Source organism: Limibacillus halophilus (genome assembly GCF_014191775.1).
Lineage (GTDB): Bacteria > Pseudomonadota > Alphaproteobacteria > Kiloniellales > CECT-8803 > Limibacillus > Limibacillus halophilus.
This window is the reverse complement of the sequence record NZ_JACHXA010000004.1, coordinates 218,549-237,736: the sequence shown is the minus strand read 5'-3', so window position 1 is coordinate 237,736 and position 19,188 is coordinate 218,549. Positions and strand designations below refer to the sequence as shown.

The 19,188-nt window shown below is 56.0% G+C and carries 21 protein-coding genes; 4 read left to right on the top strand and 17 right to left on the bottom strand.

Features of this window, described 5'->3' with window-relative positions; translation table 11 throughout:
- Window positions 1-54 precede the first annotated feature (54 nt).
- The gene (locus tag FHR98_RS09205; protein WP_246377657.1) at window positions 55-1,308 is read right to left on the bottom strand and encodes a Zn-dependent hydrolase; all 1,254 of its coding nucleotides are present in this window, start codon (window positions 1,306-1,308) and stop codon (window positions 55-57) included.
- Window positions 1,309-1,415: 107 nt separating this feature from the next.
- Here FHR98_RS09205 and trmFO point away from each other — a divergent pair, with 107 nt between their 5' ends.
- Window positions 1,416-2,789 (top strand): methylenetetrahydrofolate--tRNA-(uracil(54)-C(5))-methyltransferase (FADH(2)-oxidizing) TrmFO, encoded by a 1,374-nt coding sequence (gene trmFO / locus FHR98_RS09200; RefSeq protein WP_183416381.1) that lies wholly within the window; start codon window positions 1,416-1,418, stop codon window positions 2,787-2,789.
- A 1-nt stretch (window position 2,790) separates the two neighbouring features.
- Here the strand turns inward: trmFO and FHR98_RS09195 are convergent, their stop codons facing one another.
- Window positions 2,791-3,654, bottom strand: a complete 864-nt coding sequence (locus FHR98_RS09195; protein WP_183416380.1) for a phytoene/squalene synthase family protein — start codon at window positions 3,652-3,654, stop codon at window positions 2,791-2,793.
- Between the two features lie 181 nt (window positions 3,655-3,835).
- Here FHR98_RS09195 and FHR98_RS09190 point away from each other — a divergent pair, with 181 nt between their 5' ends.
- Window positions 3,836-4,435 (top strand): superoxide dismutase, encoded by a 600-nt coding sequence (locus tag FHR98_RS09190; protein ID WP_183416379.1) that lies wholly within the window; start codon window positions 3,836-3,838, stop codon window positions 4,433-4,435.
- 165 nt (window positions 4,436-4,600) lie between these two features.
- On the top strand, window positions 4,601-5,227 hold the full coding sequence (locus tag FHR98_RS09185) for a dioxygenase family protein (RefSeq protein WP_221205816.1): 627 nt from the start codon (window positions 4,601-4,603) through the stop codon (window positions 5,225-5,227).
- Between the two features lie 21 nt (window positions 5,228-5,248).
- On the opposite strand, the gene FHR98_RS09180 is transcribed toward FHR98_RS09185, so the two are convergent.
- The 4 genes from FHR98_RS09180 to yajC all read right to left on the bottom strand — a co-directional run bounded on the left by FHR98_RS09180 (window position 5,249) and on the right by yajC (window position 8,585).
- Complete coding sequence (locus FHR98_RS09180) at window positions 5,249-5,638, bottom strand: Mth938-like domain-containing protein (RefSeq protein ID WP_183416378.1); 390 nt, start codon at window positions 5,636-5,638, stop codon at window positions 5,249-5,251.
- Window positions 5,639-5,663: 25 nt separating this feature from the next.
- Window positions 5,664-6,593 (bottom strand): protein translocase subunit SecF, encoded by a 930-nt coding sequence (gene secF, locus FHR98_RS16645; protein ID WP_183416377.1) that lies wholly within the window; start codon window positions 6,591-6,593, stop codon window positions 5,664-5,666.
- 19 nt (window positions 6,594-6,612) lie between these two features.
- Entirely contained in the window at window positions 6,613-8,175 is a 1,563-nt protein-coding gene (secD, locus tag FHR98_RS16640) for a protein translocase subunit SecD (protein WP_183416376.1), read from the bottom strand.
- 71 nt (window positions 8,176-8,246) lie between these two features.
- Window positions 8,247-8,585 carry a preprotein translocase subunit YajC gene (yajC, locus tag FHR98_RS09165; protein ID WP_183416375.1) on the bottom strand — a complete coding sequence of 113 codons (339 nt, stop codon included), beginning with the start codon at window positions 8,583-8,585 and terminating at the stop codon, window positions 8,247-8,249.
- Between the two features lie 175 nt (window positions 8,586-8,760).
- Between yajC and FHR98_RS09160 the strand changes: the two genes are divergently transcribed.
- Window positions 8,761-9,639, top strand: coding sequence for an ATP-binding protein (locus FHR98_RS09160; protein WP_183416374.1), 879 nt, complete (start codon window positions 8,761-8,763; stop codon window positions 9,637-9,639).
- Between the two features lie 15 nt (window positions 9,640-9,654).
- On the opposite strand, the gene FHR98_RS09155 is transcribed toward FHR98_RS09160, so the two are convergent.
- The 11 genes from FHR98_RS09155 to nagZ form a co-directional block, all read right to left on the bottom strand.
- On the bottom strand, window positions 9,655-10,680 hold the full coding sequence (locus tag FHR98_RS09155; RefSeq protein ID WP_183416373.1) for a peptidoglycan DD-metalloendopeptidase family protein: 1,026 nt from the start codon (window positions 10,678-10,680) through the stop codon (window positions 9,655-9,657).
- A 98-nt stretch (window positions 10,681-10,778) separates the two neighbouring features.
- Window positions 10,779-11,435 (bottom strand): protein-L-isoaspartate(D-aspartate) O-methyltransferase, encoded by a 657-nt coding sequence (locus FHR98_RS09150; RefSeq protein ID WP_183416372.1) that lies wholly within the window; start codon window positions 11,433-11,435, stop codon window positions 10,779-10,781.
- Window positions 11,432-12,217: a 5'/3'-nucleotidase SurE gene (surE, locus tag FHR98_RS09145; RefSeq protein WP_183416371.1), complete on the bottom strand. Its 786-nt coding sequence runs from the start codon at window positions 12,215-12,217 to the stop codon at window positions 11,432-11,434. Before surE ends, FHR98_RS09150 begins: the two co-directional genes overlap by 4 nt.
- On the bottom strand, window positions 12,210-13,487 hold the full coding sequence (gene serS, locus FHR98_RS09140) for a serine--tRNA ligase (protein ID WP_183416370.1): 1,278 nt from the start codon (window positions 13,485-13,487) through the stop codon (window positions 12,210-12,212). The genes surE and serS overlap by 8 nt, the downstream gene beginning before the upstream one ends.
- 139 nt (window positions 13,488-13,626) lie before the next feature.
- A complete protein-coding gene (gene tatC, locus FHR98_RS09135) occupies window positions 13,627-14,451 on the bottom strand; it encodes a twin-arginine translocase subunit TatC (RefSeq protein ID WP_183416369.1) in 825 nt (274 codons plus the stop codon).
- 11 nt (window positions 14,452-14,462) lie between these two features.
- The gene (tatB, locus tag FHR98_RS09130; protein WP_183416368.1) at window positions 14,463-14,963 is read right to left on the bottom strand and encodes a Sec-independent protein translocase protein TatB; all 501 of its coding nucleotides are present in this window, start codon (window positions 14,961-14,963) and stop codon (window positions 14,463-14,465) included.
- Window positions 14,964-15,040: 77 nt separating this feature from the next.
- Complete coding sequence (locus FHR98_RS09125) at window positions 15,041-15,307, bottom strand: twin-arginine translocase TatA/TatE family subunit (protein WP_183416367.1); 267 nt, start codon at window positions 15,305-15,307, stop codon at window positions 15,041-15,043.
- A gap of 88 nt (window positions 15,308-15,395) precedes the next feature.
- On the bottom strand, window positions 15,396-16,463 hold the full coding sequence (locus FHR98_RS09120; protein ID WP_183416366.1) for an ABC transporter ATP-binding protein: 1,068 nt from the start codon (window positions 16,461-16,463) through the stop codon (window positions 15,396-15,398).
- 82 nt (window positions 16,464-16,545) lie between these two features.
- Entirely contained in the window at window positions 16,546-17,340 is a 795-nt protein-coding gene (scpB, locus tag FHR98_RS09115; protein ID WP_183416365.1) for an SMC-Scp complex subunit ScpB, read from the bottom strand.
- Window positions 17,337-18,143, bottom strand: coding sequence for a segregation and condensation protein A (locus tag FHR98_RS09110; RefSeq protein WP_183416364.1), 807 nt, complete (start codon window positions 18,141-18,143; stop codon window positions 17,337-17,339). Before FHR98_RS09110 ends, scpB begins: the two co-directional genes overlap by 4 nt.
- A gap of 20 nt (window positions 18,144-18,163) precedes the next feature.
- Entirely contained in the window at window positions 18,164-19,171 is a 1,008-nt protein-coding gene (nagZ, locus tag FHR98_RS09105; RefSeq protein ID WP_183416363.1) for a beta-N-acetylhexosaminidase, read from the bottom strand.
- Window positions 19,172-19,188 lie beyond the last annotated feature (17 nt).

Genomic DNA, 19,188 nt, shown 5'->3' with positions numbered 1-19,188 from the left:
GGAACAGCCCCTTGTCCTGCTTGTGGGCGACTTACTCGCGTCGCGAAAAGAACCTTAGTCACGGTCCGCCATGGCCAACATGGCATGCAGCAGCACATTGCACCCGGCTTCCGCATCTTCCGGCGTTGCACTTTCAATCTCATTGTGGCTGATGCCATCGGCACAGGGGATGAAGATCATACCGGTGGGTGCGACCTTTGACAGATAGACGGCATCGTGTCCTGCACCACTGACAATCGCTCTATTGCTGTAGCCGCATTGTGTCGTGGCCCGCGTCACGGCTGCGACACAGTCGTGATCGAATTCCAGCGCCGGAAATGACCAAATTTTTTGCAGATCCAGGTCTAAAGAGTGCTTGTCGGCAATAGCCCGCGATTCTGCTCGTATTTCCTGATCCATGAGCGCCAAGGCCTGATCTGAAGGATGACGGAAATCAACCGTGAGGAAAACCTTGCCGGGGATAACGTTCCTGCTGTTCGGGTGCAGCTGAAGCATACCCACTGTCCCGCAGCCACCGGGTTCATGTGCCTGCCCAATTCGGTTGACCGCTTCGATCAATCCAGCAGCGCCTACAAGGGCGTCTCGTCGGACGGGCATCGGCGTTGTGCCAGAGTGAGATTCCTGACCGGTCAGTGTGATCTCGTACCAAATCTGCCCCTGCACTCCGGAAACAATACCTATCTGCTTGCTGTCGGCTTCCAGAATTGGTCCCTGCTCAATGTGCGCCTCGAAATAGGCGCCGACCGGATGACCAAGCGGCGCCGTGCCCAAATAACCAATGCGGGTCAGTTCACCCCCAATGGTCTTACCATCCTTGTCTTGCTTTCCGTGCCCCTCCTCCAAAGAGAAGGTCCCTGAAAAAACGCCTGATCCAATCATCGCCGGTGCAAACCGACTTCCTTCCTCATTGGTCCAGACGACAACTTCAAACGGGGCCTCGGTTTCAATCCCATTGTCATTCAATGTACGGATGACTTCTAGTCCGGCGAGAACGCCGTAGGCGCCGTCAAATTTGCCACCGGTCGGCTGACTATCGAGATGGCTACCGGTTTGAATGGGCGCTCGCTTGGGATCCAATCCTGGACGCCGCGCGAACATGTTTCCCATGGCGTCTACTGTGACGCTGCATCCTGCTGCTTCGCACCATTCTCTAAAAAGGTCTCGGCCTTGCTTGTCCAGGTCGCTAAGGGCCAAACGACAAACACCGCCTTTTGGCGTTGCGCCGATTTCCGCCATTTCCATCAGGCTGCGCCAGAGTCGTGTACCATCTATGCGCAGGTTCTTGTTGGGCAAAGCTTCCTCGCTCATCATCGCTCCCTTTCAGTCTTTGCTGGGCAATGCTAACAAGTGCCCCCTGATCGGGAAATCCTCTTTCCATGCGGACTTCACGAGACAGGATGCAGCTACAGGAGACCATGATGAAAGAAGCACCCAAGGCGGTTCATGTCGTAGGCGGCGGACTTGCTGGCAGCGAAGCTGCCTGGCAGCTGACCCGTGCCGGTGTCCCCGTCATCCTGCATGAAATGCGTCCGGTCCGTAAAACCGATGCCCATCATACAGACGGGCTTGCGGAGCTGGTTTGCTCCAACTCCTTTCGTTCGGATGATGTCGAGTACAATGCCGTGGGCCTGTTGCACGAAGAGATGCGCCGTTGCAATTCGCTCATCATGCGCGCTGCTGAAACCGCGAAGGTTCCGGCGGGCGGCGCCCTCGCGGTTGATCGGGATGTTTTCTCACAGGCCGTGACCGCGGCCTTGGAGGCGGAGCCTCTCGTATCGATCCAACGCGAAGAGGTTGCCGGGCTGCCGCCGCAGGAGTGGGACTCTGTAATCCTTGCAACCGGACCCCTCACCTCGCCCGCGCTGGCCGAAGCCATTCGCGATGCCACCGGCGAGGGTTACCTCTCTTTCTTCGATGCCATTGCGCCAATTGTGCACAAGGACAGTATCGATCTTTCCCGCGCCTGGTACCAGTCACGCTACGACAAGGAAGGACCGGGCGGGACAGGTAAGGACTACATCAACTGCCCCATGGACAAAGAGCAGTACGAGGCTTTTATCCAGGCATTGCTGGACGGAGAGAAGACTGCGTTTAAGGATTGGGAGGAATCGACACCCTATTTCGAGGGCTGCCTGCCGATCGAAGTAATGGCCGAGCGTGGCAAAGAGACCTTGCGTTTCGGTCCCATGAAGCCGGTTGGATTGACCGATCCCCATAGCGACCGCCGCCCCTATGCGGTCGTGCAATTGCGCCAGGATAACCGCTTGGGAACCCTCTATAATCTTGTGGGCTTCCAAACCAAGCTGAAGTACGCCGAACAAGTGCGCATTTTTCAGATGATTCCAGGCCTGGAAAACGCTGAGTTTGCGCGTCTCGGCGGCATCCATCGCAATACGTTCATCAACTCACCAAGGCTGCTTGATGGCACCTGCCGATTGAAGGTGGATCCCCGCTTGCGTTTTGCCGGCCAGGTTACCGGCGTCGAAGGCTACATAGAGAGTGCCGCGATCGGACTTCTTACAGGTCGATTCGCAGCATCGGAAAGACTGGGGCAAGACCTATCCCAGCCTCCGGCAACAACTGCCTTGGGCGCCTTGCTTGAGCATATAACCGGCGGCGCGGAAGCCGAAGGCTTTCAGCCAATGAATGTAAATTTTGGCCTGTTCCCACCGCTTGATCCACAAACGGCCAAGCGCCTGGGAAAGCGGGAACGTAAACGCGCCTACAGCCAACGTGCCCTGGCAGACCTCGGTACATGGCTGTCAGGCGATCGCAGGGCCGCTGAGTAATTCAGAAGCGGTTCAACAGTTTGGCCACCAGAAGTCGCCAAGCTCGACTAGGTGGATTGATCTGAAGTTTGCCATTAAAGGGATCGTAGCCGTATCGTGCAAAACGCTTGATATGCAAGTCCGCGATCCGCGCGAGAGACAACTGCTGTATCACTTGTCGGGGAAGATGCTTAGCCTCGCGCCGCGCCCTTGTCAGGTTTTCTTGGGCGACCTGAACATAGGCCTCGACGATTCCGGCCAGCCCCCGACTGCCGTTTTTTGAGTCCTTGCCTGACAAGGTCAGGTCGTCACGCGTCATGCCGGCCGCTCGCAGGTCCGTCATCGGTAGCATTGCGCGCCCTTGCGCCGCCATGAAAGGAACGGCACGCATTATGCCGATGATTGCCCAGGCCTGTCCGACCTGACGGGCAGCCGACCAAGCTTCGGCCTCATCAGGCGCTACCGTTCGGACCGCGAGTTCTTCTATCAGGCCGCCCGTGATCTCGGTATATCGAAGGAACTCTTCCCGATCGGCGAAGGGTTCGGACTCCAGATCTGATTCGCGTGCGTCGATCAAGGCATCGAAATGCGCGCGGGGCAGTTCCATGGATCGTATCGCCTCGTTCAAAGGTTGGATCACAGCATGACGCCGCGGCGTGCCGCTGTAGATACCCTCAATCGCCTCACGCCACCATTGCAGACGTATCTGCCCTAGCATCGGCTCGGACACACTTTCAGCCGTTCGCGCGATCTCAAGATTGAAAGCGTAGAGCGCCAGCAAAGAAAATCGCGTCCGCTCCGGTGCCAGAAGAGTGATCAGATAGCGATCATGATCCAGCCGGCGTAGCTGGTCACTGCAATAGGAAAGGTCGTCCGTCAGGGTCATGGCCACAAGCTAGAAGGACACGGTCGGGCAGCCAAGAGGATAAAAGGCGGCGCATAATGTATTTTTCATGTCGTGACGGGTTAACATCTGAGGGAAAAAAGCTTATCTGATGTGTGTAATTCCTGAACCGATCCGGAAACGGGTCGGCTTCCAAATTTGTTTAACCTTTAAGGGGGAAGAGATGGCCTTCGAGCTTCCGCAGTTGCCCTACGCTAAGAACGCACTGGAGCCGCATATCTCCGCGCAAACTTTTGATTTCCACCATGGCAAACACCACAATGCTTACGTGGTTAAAACCAATGAGCTGCTTGCAGGCACCGCTTTGGAAGGCAAAAGCCTGGAGGCCGTGATCCAATCCGCCAAGGATTCAGGCGATAACGGCTTGTTCAATCAATCGGCCCAGATTTGGAACCACACGTTCTTCTGGAATTCCATGAAGCCAGGCGGTGGTGGCGCGCCAAGTGGTGCGATCGCCGAGAAAATCAACGCCTCCTTTGGCTCCTACGAGGAGTTTGCCAAGCAATTCAAGGCCGCCGGTGCCGGGCGTTTCGGTAGTGGTTGGGTTTGGCTGGTTGCTGAAGGCGATAGCGTTAAGATCGTTGCATCCTTGAATGCTGATACGCCGTTAGTGACGCCCGGTCAGACGCCGCTCCTGACTTGCGATGTATGGGAGCACGCCTATTACCTGGATTACCAGAACCGCCGCCCGGATTTTCTTGCAGCTTTCCTGGACCACTTAGTGAACTGGGATTTTGCAAACGCCAATCTGGCGCAAGCATAGTCCAAAGGGGTTGCAGAGTTATGGGAAGGGCGTCCAACGGGGCGCCCTTTTTCTTTTGGTCTAAGGAATAACCACCACACGCAGATGTGTCTGGCCATTACAGGCCCATTTGCTTCTTGTATTGGTTATTAGTGAGACCCAGCAGAAGTTACTCAGGAGAATGAGATGAATCGACGCTGGTTCGTGAAGTCCGGGTTACTTGTCGGCGGCCTCGCAACAATGCCGCGCGTGGCTCTCGCCGCCTTGACCCCGACCCCGCAACAGACCGAGGGGCCCTTCTATCCGCGAGAGCTCCCTCTTGATCACGACAACGACCTCCTAAAAATAGCCGGCAAATCCGGCAGGGTCATGGGGACACCGTTGCACTTGTTTGGCCGTATCCTGAACACCGATGGCGCCGCAATCGACGGGGCCATCGTTCAAATTTGGCAGTGCGATGCCAAAGGGATCTATCATCACCCACTCGACCGCGCGGCCGGACGCGATCCGAACTTCCAAGGCTTCGGCGAAACTCGCAGCAATGTTGAAGGCGCATGTAGATTCCGCACAATCAAACCCGTGCCCTATAGCTGGCGGGCACCCCACATTCACCTCAAGGTATTCACCCCAGACGGTACGGAAACGCTCACCACGCAGTTCTATGTCGCAGGAGACCCCGCGAATGAGCGTGACGGTATCTATCGCGCGATCGCAACGGAAGCTGAGCGAAAAGCGGTAACGTTGGAGATTGCGCAAGCTCCCGAACTAGGTGGGAATGCTCTTGCAGCTCAATTCACCATCGTGATCGGATAGCGTTCAGCCAAAGGGCTCGATTTAGCGGGTTTCAGGTCGCGGCAGGATCAACGCGGCCGCTACCCGCCGCTCCTCCGCCAGAAGGACGTTGTAGGTCCGGCAGGCAGCGCCGCTATCCATGCTGTCGAGTACTGGTCCCCGCTCGCGAACCGCCAACCTCAGTTCTTTTGGGGGCAAAACACCTTGAAGGCCGCAACCGAGTAGAAGTATTTCCAGGTCGGATGCATCGCCGAAAAGAGGCTCCAGCCTATCGATGGTAAGCTCGTCCATCGCTGTGACGTCCCATTCCAAGACGCGGTCCCGCATCAGGAGCACAGAGCCGGCATAGAGCGTGCCGGCGATACGAAACCCCTCGGCTCCGTAGCCTTCGATCAGCTTCCTGTCTTTCGGCACCATCGGACTGATGTCCATGACATGTGCCTCCCCGGAAAATTATCTAGGACGATGCTTCGGCCGCTTCCTCGGAAACCGCGGAACGGCGCACGCCTACATAGACAAGCAATGGCACGGCCAAGCCAATCGACGAGTAAGTACCGATAATCACGCCCCACACCAAGGCCAGGGAGAATCCGCGGATCACCTCGCCACCGAAAACCGAGAGTGCAACAAGCGCCAGCAATGTCGTTAACCCGGTGATCGTGGTACGTGAAAGCGTCTCGTCGATCGATCGATTCAGAACCTCGGCCAAGGGCATTTTCTTGAATCGCCTGAGATTCTCTCTGACTCGGTCGGCTATAACCACCGTATCGTTGATGGAGTAGCCAGCCACCGTCAAGACGGCGGCAACGCTGGCCAAATTGAATTCCAATCCGGTCAAGGCAAAGAACCCAATCGTGCCAATAACATCATGCATCAGGGCAATCAGAGCGACCACGGCGAACTGCCACTCAAAACGGAACCACACATAGATGGCTATCCCAAGAAGCGCCAACACGGTTGCCAGAATGCCCGCCTCGCGAAGCTCCTGACCAACTTTGGGCCCTACCAATTCGACACGGCGATAATCGACAACCACATCGCCAATCGCCGATTTCACCTTCTCGATGGCCGCTTGCTGTGCTTCTTCCTCGCCCGGCTGCCTCTCGATGTTGATGAGAACATCGGTTGGTTCACCAAACTCCTGAAGTGTCACCTCGCCCAGGCCCAGCCCGCCGACGCGCGACCGCAGATCGGATAGGTTGGCCGCACCTTCCGTCCGCACTTCGATCAGAATGCCGCCTCGGAAATCAACGCCCAGGTTTAAGCCCTTTGCCATGAAACTGCCCAGCGATGCCAAGACGATAAGCGCCGCAAAACCGAAAACAAACCACCGGCGCTCAATCATGTGGAGGTGCATGTTGGTGGAAAGACGTCGGATAAGAGCCATTTTTTTAATCCTCCGCCCTTCAGATAGCCAAGGTCTGCGGCCGTCGCCGGCGCAGCCATGCCACAATTATCAAACGCGTTACCATGATGGCCGAGAACATAGAGGTCACAATTCCAATGGCCAGAGTAACGGCGAATCCCTTGATGGGACCGGAGCCAAAGTTGAACAATAGAACGGCGGCAATCAATGTGGTCAGATTCGAATCGACGATGGTCGTAAGCGCGCTGCGAAATCCCGATTCAACTGCGGAAACCGGGCCACGCCCATTCCGTACTTCCTCGCGAATGCGTTCAAAGATAAGGACGTTCGCATCCACCGCCATGCCAATGGTCAACACGATACCGGCGATTCCGGGCAACGTCAGTGTCGCCTGTAATCCCGACAATGCCGCCATGATCAAAACCAGGTTCGCGAGAAGCGCGATGTTGGCAAAGACCCCAAACAGTCCATACGCAGCGCCCATGAATATGATGACCAGAATCATACCCAGAACTGCGGCAATCTCACCGGCGCGAATGGAATCGGCGCCAAGGCCGGGCCCTACTGTCCGCTCCTCCAGGATGGTCAAGGGCGCAGGCAAAGCGCCGGCGCGCAGAAGCAGAGCCATATCCTGAGCTTCTTGGACCGTGAAGCGTCCGCTAATAACACCGCTTCCGCCGAGGATCGGCTCACGGATAACCGGCGCGGAGATAACCTTGTCGTCGAGTATGATCGCAAAAATACGACCTACGTTTTCCCGTGTGGCATCGGCAAAGCGTTTTGCCCCTACTGAATCGAACGTGAAACTGACAACCGGCTGACCTTCCTGGAACGTGGGTTGAGCATCGGTCAAGGTATCGCCACTCACCATCACGCGCTTGCGCACGACATAAAGCTGAGAATCCAAACCATCTCTCTGTGAGGCACCCGGGAGCACCTCCGATCCAGGTGGAATGGCGTCGCGGCCGGGAACGATTTCACTGTCAACAAAACGGAAGGTCATCTTGGCCGTCTGCCCCAGGATATCCTTAATCCGCTCTGGATCGTCGATCCCAGGAAGCTGTACCACGATTCGATCGCTGCCCTGACGTTGGATGGAGGGCTCCCGCGTTCCCGTTTCATCGATACGGCGACGCACGATTTCAATGGACTGATCCATCACCGTCGCCTGCCGCTGACGAATAGCCTCCTCGGTCAGCGTCAAGGAGAACGCCGCGCCGTCCCGTCCAATCTGGAACCCTTCACTATAGTTGCGGAGCAACGCACTCACTCTGTCGCCGTCGCTACTTTCGCGAAGCGTGAAAGATACCCGGTCTCCTTGCGCGCCAAGGTCCGTGTAACCAATCTTATCTGCTCGCAGAGACAGCCGGATCGCATCTACCAGGTTCTCGAGTTGCTCCTGAATTACGGCATCCATCTGCACTTCAAGCAGCAGGTATGATCCGCCACGCAGGTCGAGACCCAAATTGATTTGCTGGTTGGGCAACCAATCCGGAAGAGCTTCCGCATCGTCCTTGGGAAGGAGATTAGGCGCTGCGAACCCCAATCCCAACAAAACGACCGCAATAATCAGGATCGATTGCCAACGTGGTATATTTATCATGGTTGCTCTATCCGGCTTACCTGAACCCGATCATCATTGGTGACCGGTGTTATTACCCCCCAAGCAGATGCTTACTCGCCGTCTTTTCCCGACGGTGTCTTGGAAATCACATCCGTTATGGTCGCGCGCATAACCCGAACCTTCACGTTCTCCGCAATTTCGACCTGCACTTCAGCATCGTCAATAACCTTGGTAACGGTGCCGATGATGCCGCCGGCTGTCACAACACGGTCGCCACGGCGTAATGCTTGAACCATGGCTTTGTGCTCCTTCATCCGCTTTTGCTGCGGGCGGATCAAGAAGAAGTAAAAAACAACGAAAATGAGGATCAGCGGCAAAAAGCTGACGATATCGAATCCAGCGCCCCCGGCTGGGGCAGCCGCTTGGGCGTAGGCGGGAGAAATCAACATATTCGACTCCTAGGTTCGCAGGCATTTCAAGTCGGGCGGACTATAACCCCCCATAGAGGAAATGCAATGCTTGCTGAACAAAGCGGCCATGCTGCGACCTCCCGCCGATTGACCCACTTTTAGCAGAGGTCTAGGCTCCCGCCGTTTTGATAGCCTTGAGGAGATGGGACGAGCGATGAATGACCCGCAAGATGGCACCTTGGTTGCCGTGCTCACACGCATTGCGGAGGCGCTGGACCGTTTAGCGCCAAGAGCACCGAGCGCCGCTGTCGATCCGGCGGCCGAAGCGTTCGTTTGGCATGCGGACGGAGACTGGCTTGAGCCCGTCGAAAAGGTAAACCGCGTGGAGATCGAGTTGCTGCAAGGCATCGCCCGCCAACGCCAGATACTGCTCGACAATACGTTGCGATTTGCGCGAAATCTTCCTGCCAACAATGCCTTGTTATGGGGCTCTCGTGGCATGGGTAAATCTAGTCTTGTCAAAGCTGTACATGCTGAAGTTAATAAAATAAGAGAAGAAAACAGCGCGACTGCACTTATCCTGGTTGAAATTCATCGCGAAGATATACCGAGCCTACCCAGGCTGCTCACCCGTCTTCGGAGCGAACCGCGCCGTGCCATCCTTTTTTGTGACGACCTTAGCTTTGATCAACAGGATGCTAGCTATAAATCGCTCAAGGCGGTTCTAGAGGGCGGAATTGAAGGGCGCCCAGACAATGTGATTTTCTATGCCACTTCTAACCGGCGACACCTGATGCCGCGGGATATGATCGAGAACGAGCGCTCCACGGCCATCAATCCTTCAGAAGCGGTGGAAGAGAAAGTCAGCTTGTCAGACCGTTTCGGGCTATGGCTCGGTTTTCATAACTGCGATCAGGATACCTACTTTGCCATGATCGAAGGTTACGCCAAGAGGTATGGCCTGGAAATCACCACGGAGGACCTCCACAGCCAAGCGGTCGAATGGTCAATGACGCGCGGTAGCCGCTCGGGGCGCGTTGCTTGGCAGTTTGTTCAAGATCTAGCGGGGCGCCTCGGAAAGAAGCTCGACTAGCGGGTTTCAGTGCAATCAGCGTTGCGATGTTTGAGTTGGGAGGTAGCCGAGAGGGTCAACTGCTTGACTGCCCTTACGAAGCTCGAAATGCAGCTGCGGCGTTCCAACCGCACCGGTAGCCCCCACAAGGGCGATGCGTTGACCGCGCGCAACCGTTTGCCCGCGGCTAACTAACAACTTGGCATTATGGGCATAAGCCGTGACCCATCCACCGTCATGCTTGATAAGCAGAAGATTGCCGAATCCTTTCATCTCATTCGATGCATAGGCGACAACCCCGTTCTCGGCGGCTACCACCTGCGTTCCCGCGGCGGCGGCAATGTTGATACCGTCATTATGCAAGCCGCCGGCTTTCGGCCCGAAGGTAGAAAGTAACTTTCCTGCGACGGGCCAAACGAAGCGCCCTGTGCTGCTGGGAGGCTGTGGTAGAGGTGCGGGGGTTGGGCGCGTGGCACTCGTCCCCACCGACGCTTGCGTATTGGATGCCGGTTTTACGCTCGGTTTAGCGACCGGAACAGCTGTCAGGTTGGGCGCGGTTTCACCGGTCGTAGGCACCGTGGATTGAGGCACGGTACTGCCTACCGTACGGTTCTGCGGGGCACCATCGCTCTTTGGGATCACCAACCGTTGGCCTACCTGGATCGTGTAAGGCGCAGTCAGACCGTTCGCGCGGCTAAGATCCGACGTCGTGATGCCATATTGCCGAGACAGGCCGTAGACTGTCTCGCCACGGCGGACCATATGAACGGCCGGTGCAGGTAGGCTGAGGCGTTGCCCGGTGCGCAGCAGATAGGGTGGCTGCAATCCGTTCCGCTCGATAAGCGCGCGGATTGGAAGATTATAGTAACGCGAAATCCCAAATAGCGTCTCTCCTGCCACCACGACATGTTCGTTTGGTATGGGTAAGCGTTGCTGTGATGAAGCATTTACCGGCTGACTGCCGCCATAGACAACCGGTGCCGGGCCGTTGCTCCGGCTACAGGACGCCAGGAACAGACAAGCTAAAAGCACGGTCGGTTTAAACAGCCTCTTTAACTGCATAACGGGCACGCTCCGGCAGGTAACGCGAATCGGGCGCTGCTTCAATCTCTTTTGATGCCAGACTTACTCGGAAGGGTCCAGTATTCGGGTATCGCCTATTAGGCGGATTTGATGGCCGATGCGCGCGGAAGACCGCGAACCAAGGGGACAAAACGCACTGTGGTCAGGTGCTCTTCCTGTAATCCGCTTGGGCCTCGAATCAAACGCACCACCTCTTGTTCCCGGTTCGGCCGAGCAAGGGGAACAACCATAACGCCGTCTTCCCCCAACTGATCAACCAACTTCCCCGGAATGTCCGTCGCTGCCGCCGTCACGATAATGCGTTGAAATGGCGCCTGCTCGCTCCAACCCAAATTTCCGTCGCCGACCCGCGTTGTAATGTTGCTGATCCGTAGTTGATCAAACCGGCTTTCCGCAGTCTTCAACAGCTCTCGATAGCGCTCTATGGTGTAGACGCGCCGGAACAATCGAGAAAGGATCGAGGCTTGATAGCCGGATCCGGTGCCTACCTCCAGAACCTTGATCAGGCGATTTGGCCGTAACGCCTGAGTCATCAGGGCGACAACGCCCGGCTGGCTCAACGTTTGGCCGCAACCAATTGGAAGCGTCCGGTTCTCGTAGGATTGGTCCTGAAAGGGTGCCGGCACGAAGGTTTCACGCGGAATACGCTCAATGGCCGCCAACACTGCCGTATCAACGATACCACCTCTGCGCAGCTCCATGATCAGCCGTATCTTGCGGGCTTCCAGAGTCATTGCATCCTTTCCCTAAGCTCATCGAGCATCGGCGAGAAAGTCAGGTCAAGGTGAAGCGGTGTTACCGAAATATAGCCCGCAGCGACGGCTGCAAGGTCGCTCTCGTTCTCCGTTGTACGATCACTCAGGTAGCTGCCAATCCAAACATAAGGACGCCCGCCGGGATCTATGCCTTCAACAACGTTGGTTGCGTCCTGCCGCTTGCCTTGGCGACAAATGCGCAAGCCCAATACATCCTTGGGCTCCCTGTCTGGAAAATTCACGTTCAAGAGAACTTCAGGGTGGCAAGAGCACACCGCAAGTCTTGAAATAATATCGGGTCCTAGTTCCAGGGCGGTTTGCCAGCGATAGGGATTGTCCCCTCCCCCTGCCATGGAAAACGCCATGGACCGGAAACCCAGCAAAGCGCCCTCCATCGCCGCTGCCACGGTACCCGAATAGGTTACGTCTTCACCAAGATTGCTGCCAAGGTTTACGCCTGAAAGGATCAAATCCGGTTGTTTCTGGTCTTTCAGGATCGATCGCGTTGCGACCAGAACACAATCGGTCGGCGTGCCATCGACGGAAAATCGCCTTTCCTCCAACTGACGAACCCGAAGGGGGCGCCGCATGGTTAGAGAATGGGATGTTGCGCTCTGTTCGACATCAGGGGCAACAACCCAGACATCGTCGCTCAAGCTCTCCGCGACCCGCCTCAAGACCTTGATTCCTTCGGCATGTACGCCATCGTCATTTGTGACGAGAATACGCGCCTTGGATAGGTCTGGAAGCGGTTCAAGCACGCCTTGTGATCCTTTCCAGCCCACCCATCAGTGGGCGTAAAACTTCAGGGATGGTGATGCTGCCGTCTGCTTCCTGGTAATTTTCCATCACCGCAATCAAGGCCCGCCCGACCGCAACTCCTGAACCATTCAAGCTGTGGAGGAAGCCGGTGCCTTTGTCTTCCTTGCTACGGAAACGGGCTTTCATGCGACGCGCTTGGAAATCGCCACAGTTAGAACAGCTTGAAATCTCGCGGTAGGTATCCTGTCCAGGCAGCCAAACCTCGATATCATAGGTTTTGCGGGCCCCAAAGCCCATGTCTCCGGTAGACAACACGACGGTACGATAAGGTAGCTCCAGCAGGCGCAGGACTTCCTCTGCGCACGCTGTCATCCTTTCATGTTCGGCTTCGGAATCCTCGGGCAACGTGGCGGAAACCAACTCTACCTTCTCAAACTGGTGCTGGCGCAACATCCCGCGGGTATCCCGACCGGCCGCCCCGGCCTCTGACCGAAAACAGGGCGTCCAGGCCGTAACACGAAGCGGTAACTCGCCCGCATCCAACATTTGACCAGCGACCAAATTCGTCAGTGGCACCTCTGCGGTAGGGATAAGCCATCGGTCATCGGTCGTTCTAAACAGATCTTCGCCAAACTTAGGGAGCTGACCAGTACCAAACAAAGCCTCGTCACGCACCAGATAGGGCGGCGCCACTTCAAGGTAACCGTGCTGCTCAGTGTGGAGATTGATCATGAACTGGGCCAGCGCCCTATGAAGCCGCGCGATCGCACCATGCAAAACAGTGAATCTGGCACCCGCCAGACGGCCAGCCTGCTCGAAGTTCAACCCACCGAGCGCTTCGCCGATTTCAAAATGCTGCTGCGGTGCAAAATCGAATTGCCGCGGGGTACCCCACCGGCGTATCTCAACATTCGCCTTCTCATCATCGCCGACCGGCACATCTTCAGCAGGGATATTAGGAATTCCCGCCATCAACTGATCGAGCGAGTGCCCGGTATCCCGCTCCTCGGCTTCCAATTCGCTCATGCGTAGCTTCAACTGGGCGACTTCTTGAACTTCAGTCTCCGCGTCCTCGCCTTTGCGCTTTTTATCTCCGATTAATCGAGATATCTCATTTCGACGGGTTTGCAGTTCTTGTAATGCTGTTTGCGTTGCGCGGCGACGCTTGTCCAAAAGCAGCAAATCCCGGGACAGAGGCGAAATGCCGCGCTTCCCCAACGCGCTATCGAGGTCCTGTGGGTTCTCGCGAATCCATTTGATGTCGAGCATAGATACTTCGCTTTGGCGAATCGGGTTTAAAATGGTGACTGGAAGGCCTTATAAAGCCCCGAAGGCGCTGAGGTCTAGAGAAGAAGCACCGTCTTTTCAGGCATCTGACCGCAGCAAGCCGAAAACATACGGCTTTTTATCAATCGGTGCCGGTCTCGTCATCCAACTCCCGCTCCATTTCCTCCGCACGTTCTTCCCTTTTCTTCTCAACGAGTTTGGCCATCCAGATGGACACCTCATAGAGAATGATAATCGGAACCGCGAGGCTAATCTGGCTTAAGGGATCGGGAGGTGTAAAAATCGCAGCGACAATAAAGACACCAACAATTGCGTACTTCCGTTTAGCCCTCATTCCCTCGGAACTTGCCATGCCGACACGCGCCAACAAGGTCATGATGACCGGCAACTGAAAGCACAGGCCAAATGCAAATATCAACTTCATGACCAGGGAAAGGTATTCGTTGACCTTCGCTTCAAGCTGCACGGCGAGGCCACCCTCGTTTGCCGGAACCTCGAAACTCAAGAAAAATTCCCAGGCCATCGGCATAATCGCGTAATAGACCATCGCGCCGCCGATGAAAAACAGAATTGGACTGGCAATCAGGAAGGGCGCCAGCGTGCTTTTTTCATGCTTGTACAGACCTGGCGCAACGAACAACCAAATCTGCGAGAGAAAAATTGGGCAGGCGATGAAGGCGCCGAAGAAGAAGGCGACTTTGACGTGGGTAAAGAACACTTCCGTCAAATCCGTGAAGATCATCCTGCGCTGATGTTCGGGTGTACTCCGTTCAAGCAGAATGTCCGCTAGTGGCTGAACCAGGAAGTTGTAAAGTTCCTGTGCAAAAAAGAAGCAAATGACAAAGAAAACAAAAAGCGCGATCACGCTGTAGAGCAGCCGCTGACGAAGCTCTATCAGATGCTCTAGCAGAGGCATTTTGTTCGCGTCGGCGGAATCGTCGCTCATCTATTGCTGCCTCAGGATTCGCCCTTGTCGGGCTGTTTGGATTCGGACTTTTGCTCGGGGGCGCTAGTTGGCGCGGCTTTATCCGCCGGTTTCGGCGCCTCCGCTTCCGGCGAGTTGGGTTTCGGAGAGGATTTCAATGCAGCGGCGCTGGTTGTCTTGTAAACAGGCGCCTTTTCGACTTTCGATTCTTTGGCCTCATCGCCGGGCATTGCCTCTGCATCTTGTTGCAGGCTACGCGCTTCTTTAGCGACATCGCCGGTAGGGTCAACGGTGTCTTCCAGTATTTTCTTAGGATTGAGATTGCTGGCACCTTCAATCGACTTCCGTGCCTCGCTAAGCTCGGACTCCCTGATCATGTCATCCAGACCGGATTGAAAGTCCCGCGCGACCGTCCGGATTTTTCGGACCCAGTGACCGACGGTGCGCATCGCGCCCGGCAAATCCTTAGGGCCAATCACCACGAGAGCAATCAGCGCGATGATCGCCATCTCGGTCCAGCCGATGTCGAACATGGATGCCTAAGTCCTCAGAATGCGTGGCATTAACGCCGACGCAGCGTTGCCTACAGGGCACAAGCCGTGAAACAAGATCAGCCGTTGGCCGCCTTCTTCTCGGTCTCTGATTCGCTTTCGCTCGAAGACGCGTCGGCCGTTGTTGCCTCGTCGCTCTTGATCGCCTTCGGGGTTTCGCTTTCGGCTTCGGCTTTCTTCTTCTCTTCTTCCTTTAAGCCTTTTTTGAAGGCATTGATTCCGGATCCCATGTCTTTCATGAGTTTCGGAATCTTTCCGCCGCCGCCAAACAACAACAAAACAACCGCCAGAACGATCAACCAGTGCCAAACACTAAAACTTCCCATCGGGGATTCTCCCTGAACTTACCGCTGCATTCCTGCAGAACGGAACAATACCATGATCCCATGCGAGCTCGCTGGCCCGCTTCATACCCTATCTAGCAGTGCTAAGAGGGAAAACAAAGGCCTGACTGCGATCAAGTTGGATTTCAAGACGCTCACCTTCCTGTGGCAGGAAACGCCCAGGCACACGTGCGTGGAGATGGAGATGACGCCCATCGCCGTTACAAACACTTAGATGAATCAAGCTTGTTCGCCCCAGCAGCCGTGCTGCCAACACCGTTGCACTGCCTTTTCCTTCTGGCGAGCCAGCCCCTTGCCCGGCCATCAATTGCAAAGCTTCCGGACGGATGAGGACTTCCACTGCGCTGCCCTCATCCAATTTCGCACAGTCTAACCGCCCGAACGGCGTATCGACCTGCCGCTGTGTGACGGTTCCCTCAAATCGGTTGGTATCTCCCAGGAATGCCGTCACGAAAGCATTTGCCGGTCGAAAATAAAGATCGGCAGGTGTGCCGATTTGCATCAATTTCCCGCCCTGCATGACGGCGATCCGGTCCGCCATGAACATTGCTTCCTCGGGATCGTGCGTTACGAGAAGCGTAGCGGCGCCCACTTCTTTGAGAACATGCAAGGTCTCGTCACGGACTTGCCCGCGCAGGCGTGTATCCAACCCTGAAAAGGGTTCATCCAAAAGCATTACGCGCGGCCTTGGCGCAAGGGCTCTTGCCAGGGCGACGCGCTGTTGCTGACCGCCTGAGAGTTGATGTGGGTAAACTTGGGCACTGTCGGCCATCCCGACTAGCTGCAAGCTCTCCATAGATTGAGCGCGGCGGGCCTCAGCCCCCAATTTCTGCAGACCAAATCCTACATTCTCCAGGACGCTCAAATGAGGAAAAAGTGCGAAATCCTGAAACACCAAGCCGACGTTACGGGCCTCGGGCGGATCGTCCCTTCGGCCATCTGCAACTACTGAACCATCCAGGCTTACCTTGCCTTGCTGCAAGCGCTCAAGGCCCGCCGCTACGCGCAGGGCTGTCGTTTTCCCGCAACCGGACGGACCAAGCAGGCAAACGACCTCCCCAGCTTCGACGGACAAGGTCAAGCCATCAACGGCATGCAGACTGCCATACCAATGATGTACGGTCTCGAGAGATAGCATGAAGGGACTGCTTTATCCTATTGTGGTGCAAGCACGATGCGATGTTACCGAAAGTATGCCTAAAGATAGGAAGAAAGTGACTTCAATACGAGGATTCCCTTTCTTCATCTTCGTTGTCTGACGCGTCGTCCTCCTGGTCGACGTCATCACCGATGTCAGGGGTCTGGATATCCGCGCCAAAATCCTCGGCAAGCGCGATATCGATCTCGCTTTCATCCAGTTCGTCTTCCTCGAATTCATCATCCGTGTCTTCAAATCGGCTACGAGACCTTTCGCCCATATCCTCTGCATCGTCGGCATCCATAACGGCTGTCAGCATCCCCCGAGATGTAAGTGCGGTCAGGGCCGGCCGTTTATCGAGCAGGCCTGCAGCCTTGAGTTCCTCGATACCGGGAAGTTCGTCGATGGCCTCAAGCCCGAAGGTATCGAGAAACGACTGTGTCGTGCCCCAAGTCACCGGCCGCCCTGGTGTGCGCCGTCGCCCGCGAGGTCGAATCCAACCGGCTTCCAGGAGCACATCGAGCGTGCCTTTCGACATCGCCACGCCTCTGATTTCCTCGATCTCCGTACGCGTCAGCGGCTGGTGATAAGCAATAATGGCCAGGGTCTCGACCGCTGCCCGCGACAATTTGCGCATCACGGTCTGTTCGATACGCATGTGCGGCGCCAAGTCCTGCGCCGTGCGAAATGCCCAAGCTTCGCCCACCCTTTGCAGAACGACGCCCCGATTGGCGTAACGTGCCTTGAGATCCACAAGGGCCGTTTTCAAGTCAAAGTCATCGGGAAAATGACGTTGTAGCTGCTTGACCGTCATGGGATCCTTGGCTGCAAACAACAGCGCTTCAAGCAATCTTAGATGTTCGTAAGATTTAGTCATTTGCTTGTGGGTCTGCTACGGATGAAGAGTGGGCCAAAGGTACTGTCCTGTCGGATCTCAACCTTCCCGGTTTTTGCTAGCTCTAAGGACGCCGCGAAGGTGGAGGCGAACGCAGATCGCAGTACCAGATTATCCCTTATATCCGAAGGCAGGAACGATGTAAGGCTGTGCCAATCCGGAAGGTTCCCCAGGAACCGATTCAATCGTTGAATCGCTTCTTCGACGCTGTAGAGATCGAAAGCCTGAATGTGGAGGCTGGTCGCCTTGACCCTGACATGGTGCCGACTATAGGCCCGTAGCAAATCAAAAAGCGTGACTTCGTACTGGGATTCCTGCACGACATCGATGGGTTCTGGTGCGCCTCGTGCAAAGAAATCCTGTCCTAACCGCGGACGCTCCATCAACTGTTTGCCGGCGTTTTGCATAGCTTCGAGCCGCTGCAGTTGGAATCGTAAGGAGGCAGCCAAGGCGGTAGCGCTCGGCTCTTCCCCATCGTCCTTTAGCGCCGGTAAAAGCAGGCGCGACTTCAGGTAAGCAAGCCAGGCTGCCATCACCAGATAGTCTGCAGCCAACTCAAGGTTGATCGCCTGTGCGCGGCGAATGAATTCGAGATATTGATCCGCTAGTTTGAGCATGGAAATCTGGAGGATATCAACCTTCTGATCCCGCGCCAGTTCAAGCAGAACGTGGATTGGCCCTTCGAAGCCTTCCAAATCCAAACGTAATTCGTCTCGCGTTGCACCGCGAACCTTCTCAGGGTCCTCGTTGAATGAGTTTGTGCTCTGTTCGCCGTCACCCGCCATAAGGACGCATCACCTCTATCTCAGGCGCTTACCAACAAACCTTCAAGCCGCGCCAGCTCCGCTTCGACATCGAATGTCGTTTGTCGTTGCTGACGCAGCGCTTCGCCCCGCGCGAGCCTGGTAAATGCAGCGCTTTTCAGTTCATCACACCCCGCGGCAACATCTTGCATCTCCGTAATGTCGCCATTGCAGTGCAGAACTACATCGCAGCCGGCAGCCAAGCTGCGTTCGGCCCTCAACTGATAATCCCCCTGCAGCGCTTTCATGGATAGATCATCGCTGATCAACAGTCCATCAAAGCCTAGTTCATGCCGGATCAGACTGACAACCGTTGACGATTGCGTCGCTGGGTTATCAGAATCCAAGGCTTCATAAACGATGTGCGCTGTCATCGCCCAAGGGGCCTGATTGAGGGCGGCAAAGGGTTTAAAATCCTGCTCGCGAAGGGTCGCGAGATCTGCGGCAACGCGCGGCAATGCCATATGGCTGTCCTCGCTCGCCCGGCCGTGCCCTGGAATATGTTTGATAACCGGCAAGACACCGCCATCCAACAATCCGTCGCACACGGCACTCCCGAGATCACCGACCGATGCGGGCGTTGTGCCATAAGCGCGATCGCCAATGATGTCGTGAGCCCCTTCGATACGCAGATCCAAGACCGGAGCACAACTCACTGTAATGCCCAGTGCCAATAGCTCTGCCGCTTGCAATCTGGCATTGGTTCTAGCGGCTTGGCAGCCGACCTCTGCATTTGCGCGATATAGGTCGGCAAAACGTGCCGCAGGCGGCGCATCACGCCAGTAAGGCGGTCGCAACCGCTGCACGCGCCCCCCTTCCTGATCGATCAAAACAGGCGCATGGGGATCATCGATACTGCTTCGCAAAGCGTCGATAAGCTTCTTCAACTGGTCGGGATTTTCAACGTTCCTTGCGAATAGGATAAATCCCGTCGGACGCACCTCCCGGAAGAATGCCCGTTCGTCCGCGGTCACGCTTGTGCCGGAACAGCCGAAGACTGCTGAGAGCATTATACCCGTCCCGTGTC

What these genes read in the sequence shown, in the direction of transcription:
- FHR98_RS09185 (WP_221205816.1), top strand. Translation starts at nt 4,601, where the DNA reads ATGAATCGACGCTGGTTCGTGAAGTCCGGGTTACTTGTCGGCGGCCTC.
- secD (WP_183416376.1), bottom strand. Translation starts at nt 8,175, where the DNA reads ATGATAAATATACCACGTTGGCAATCGATCCTGATTATTGCGGTCGTT.
- FHR98_RS09160 (WP_183416374.1), top strand. Translation starts at nt 8,761, where the DNA reads ATGAATGACCCGCAAGATGGCACCTTGGTTGCCGTGCTCACACGCATT.
- yajC (WP_183416375.1), bottom strand. Translation starts at nt 8,585, where the DNA reads ATGTTGATTTCTCCCGCCTACGCCCAAGCGGCTGCCCCAGCCGGGGGC.
- scpB (WP_183416365.1), bottom strand. Translation starts at nt 17,340, where the DNA reads ATGACTAAATCTTACGAACATCTAAGATTGCTTGAAGCGCTGTTGTTT.
- FHR98_RS09190 (WP_183416379.1), top strand. Translation starts at nt 3,836, where the DNA reads ATGGCCTTCGAGCTTCCGCAGTTGCCCTACGCTAAGAACGCACTGGAG.
- secF (WP_183416377.1), bottom strand. Translation starts at nt 6,593, where the DNA reads ATGGCTCTTATCCGACGTCTTTCCACCAACATGCACCTCCACATGATT.
- FHR98_RS09120 (WP_183416366.1), bottom strand. Translation starts at nt 16,463, where the DNA reads ATGCTATCTCTCGAGACCGTACATCATTGGTATGGCAGTCTGCATGCC.
- tatB (WP_183416368.1), bottom strand. Translation starts at nt 14,963, where the DNA reads ATGTTCGACATCGGCTGGACCGAGATGGCGATCATCGCGCTGATTGCT.
- tatC (WP_183416369.1), bottom strand. Translation starts at nt 14,451, where the DNA reads ATGAGCGACGATTCCGCCGACGCGAACAAAATGCCTCTGCTAGAGCAT.
- FHR98_RS09110 (WP_183416364.1), bottom strand. Translation starts at nt 18,143, where the DNA reads ATGGCGGGTGACGGCGAACAGAGCACAAACTCATTCAACGAGGACCCT.
- nagZ (WP_183416363.1), bottom strand. Translation starts at nt 19,171, where the DNA reads ATGCTCTCAGCAGTCTTCGGCTGTTCCGGCACAAGCGTGACCGCGGAC.
- FHR98_RS09180 (WP_183416378.1), bottom strand. Translation starts at nt 5,638, where the DNA reads ATGGACATCAGTCCGATGGTGCCGAAAGACAGGAAGCTGATCGAAGGC.
- FHR98_RS09205 (WP_246377657.1), bottom strand. Translation starts at nt 1,308, where the DNA reads ATGAGCGAGGAAGCTTTGCCCAACAAGAACCTGCGCATAGATGGTACA.
- FHR98_RS09195 (WP_183416380.1), bottom strand. Translation starts at nt 3,654, where the DNA reads ATGACCCTGACGGACGACCTTTCCTATTGCAGTGACCAGCTACGCCGG.
- trmFO (WP_183416381.1), top strand. Translation starts at nt 1,416, where the DNA reads ATGATGAAAGAAGCACCCAAGGCGGTTCATGTCGTAGGCGGCGGACTT.
- FHR98_RS09125 (WP_183416367.1), bottom strand. Translation starts at nt 15,307, where the DNA reads ATGGGAAGTTTTAGTGTTTGGCACTGGTTGATCGTTCTGGCGGTTGTT.
- FHR98_RS09150 (WP_183416372.1), bottom strand. Translation starts at nt 11,435, where the DNA reads ATGACTCTGGAAGCCCGCAAGATACGGCTGATCATGGAGCTGCGCAGA.
- FHR98_RS09155 (WP_183416373.1), bottom strand. Translation starts at nt 10,680, where the DNA reads ATGCAGTTAAAGAGGCTGTTTAAACCGACCGTGCTTTTAGCTTGTCTG.
- serS (WP_183416370.1), bottom strand. Translation starts at nt 13,487, where the DNA reads ATGCTCGACATCAAATGGATTCGCGAGAACCCACAGGACCTCGATAGC.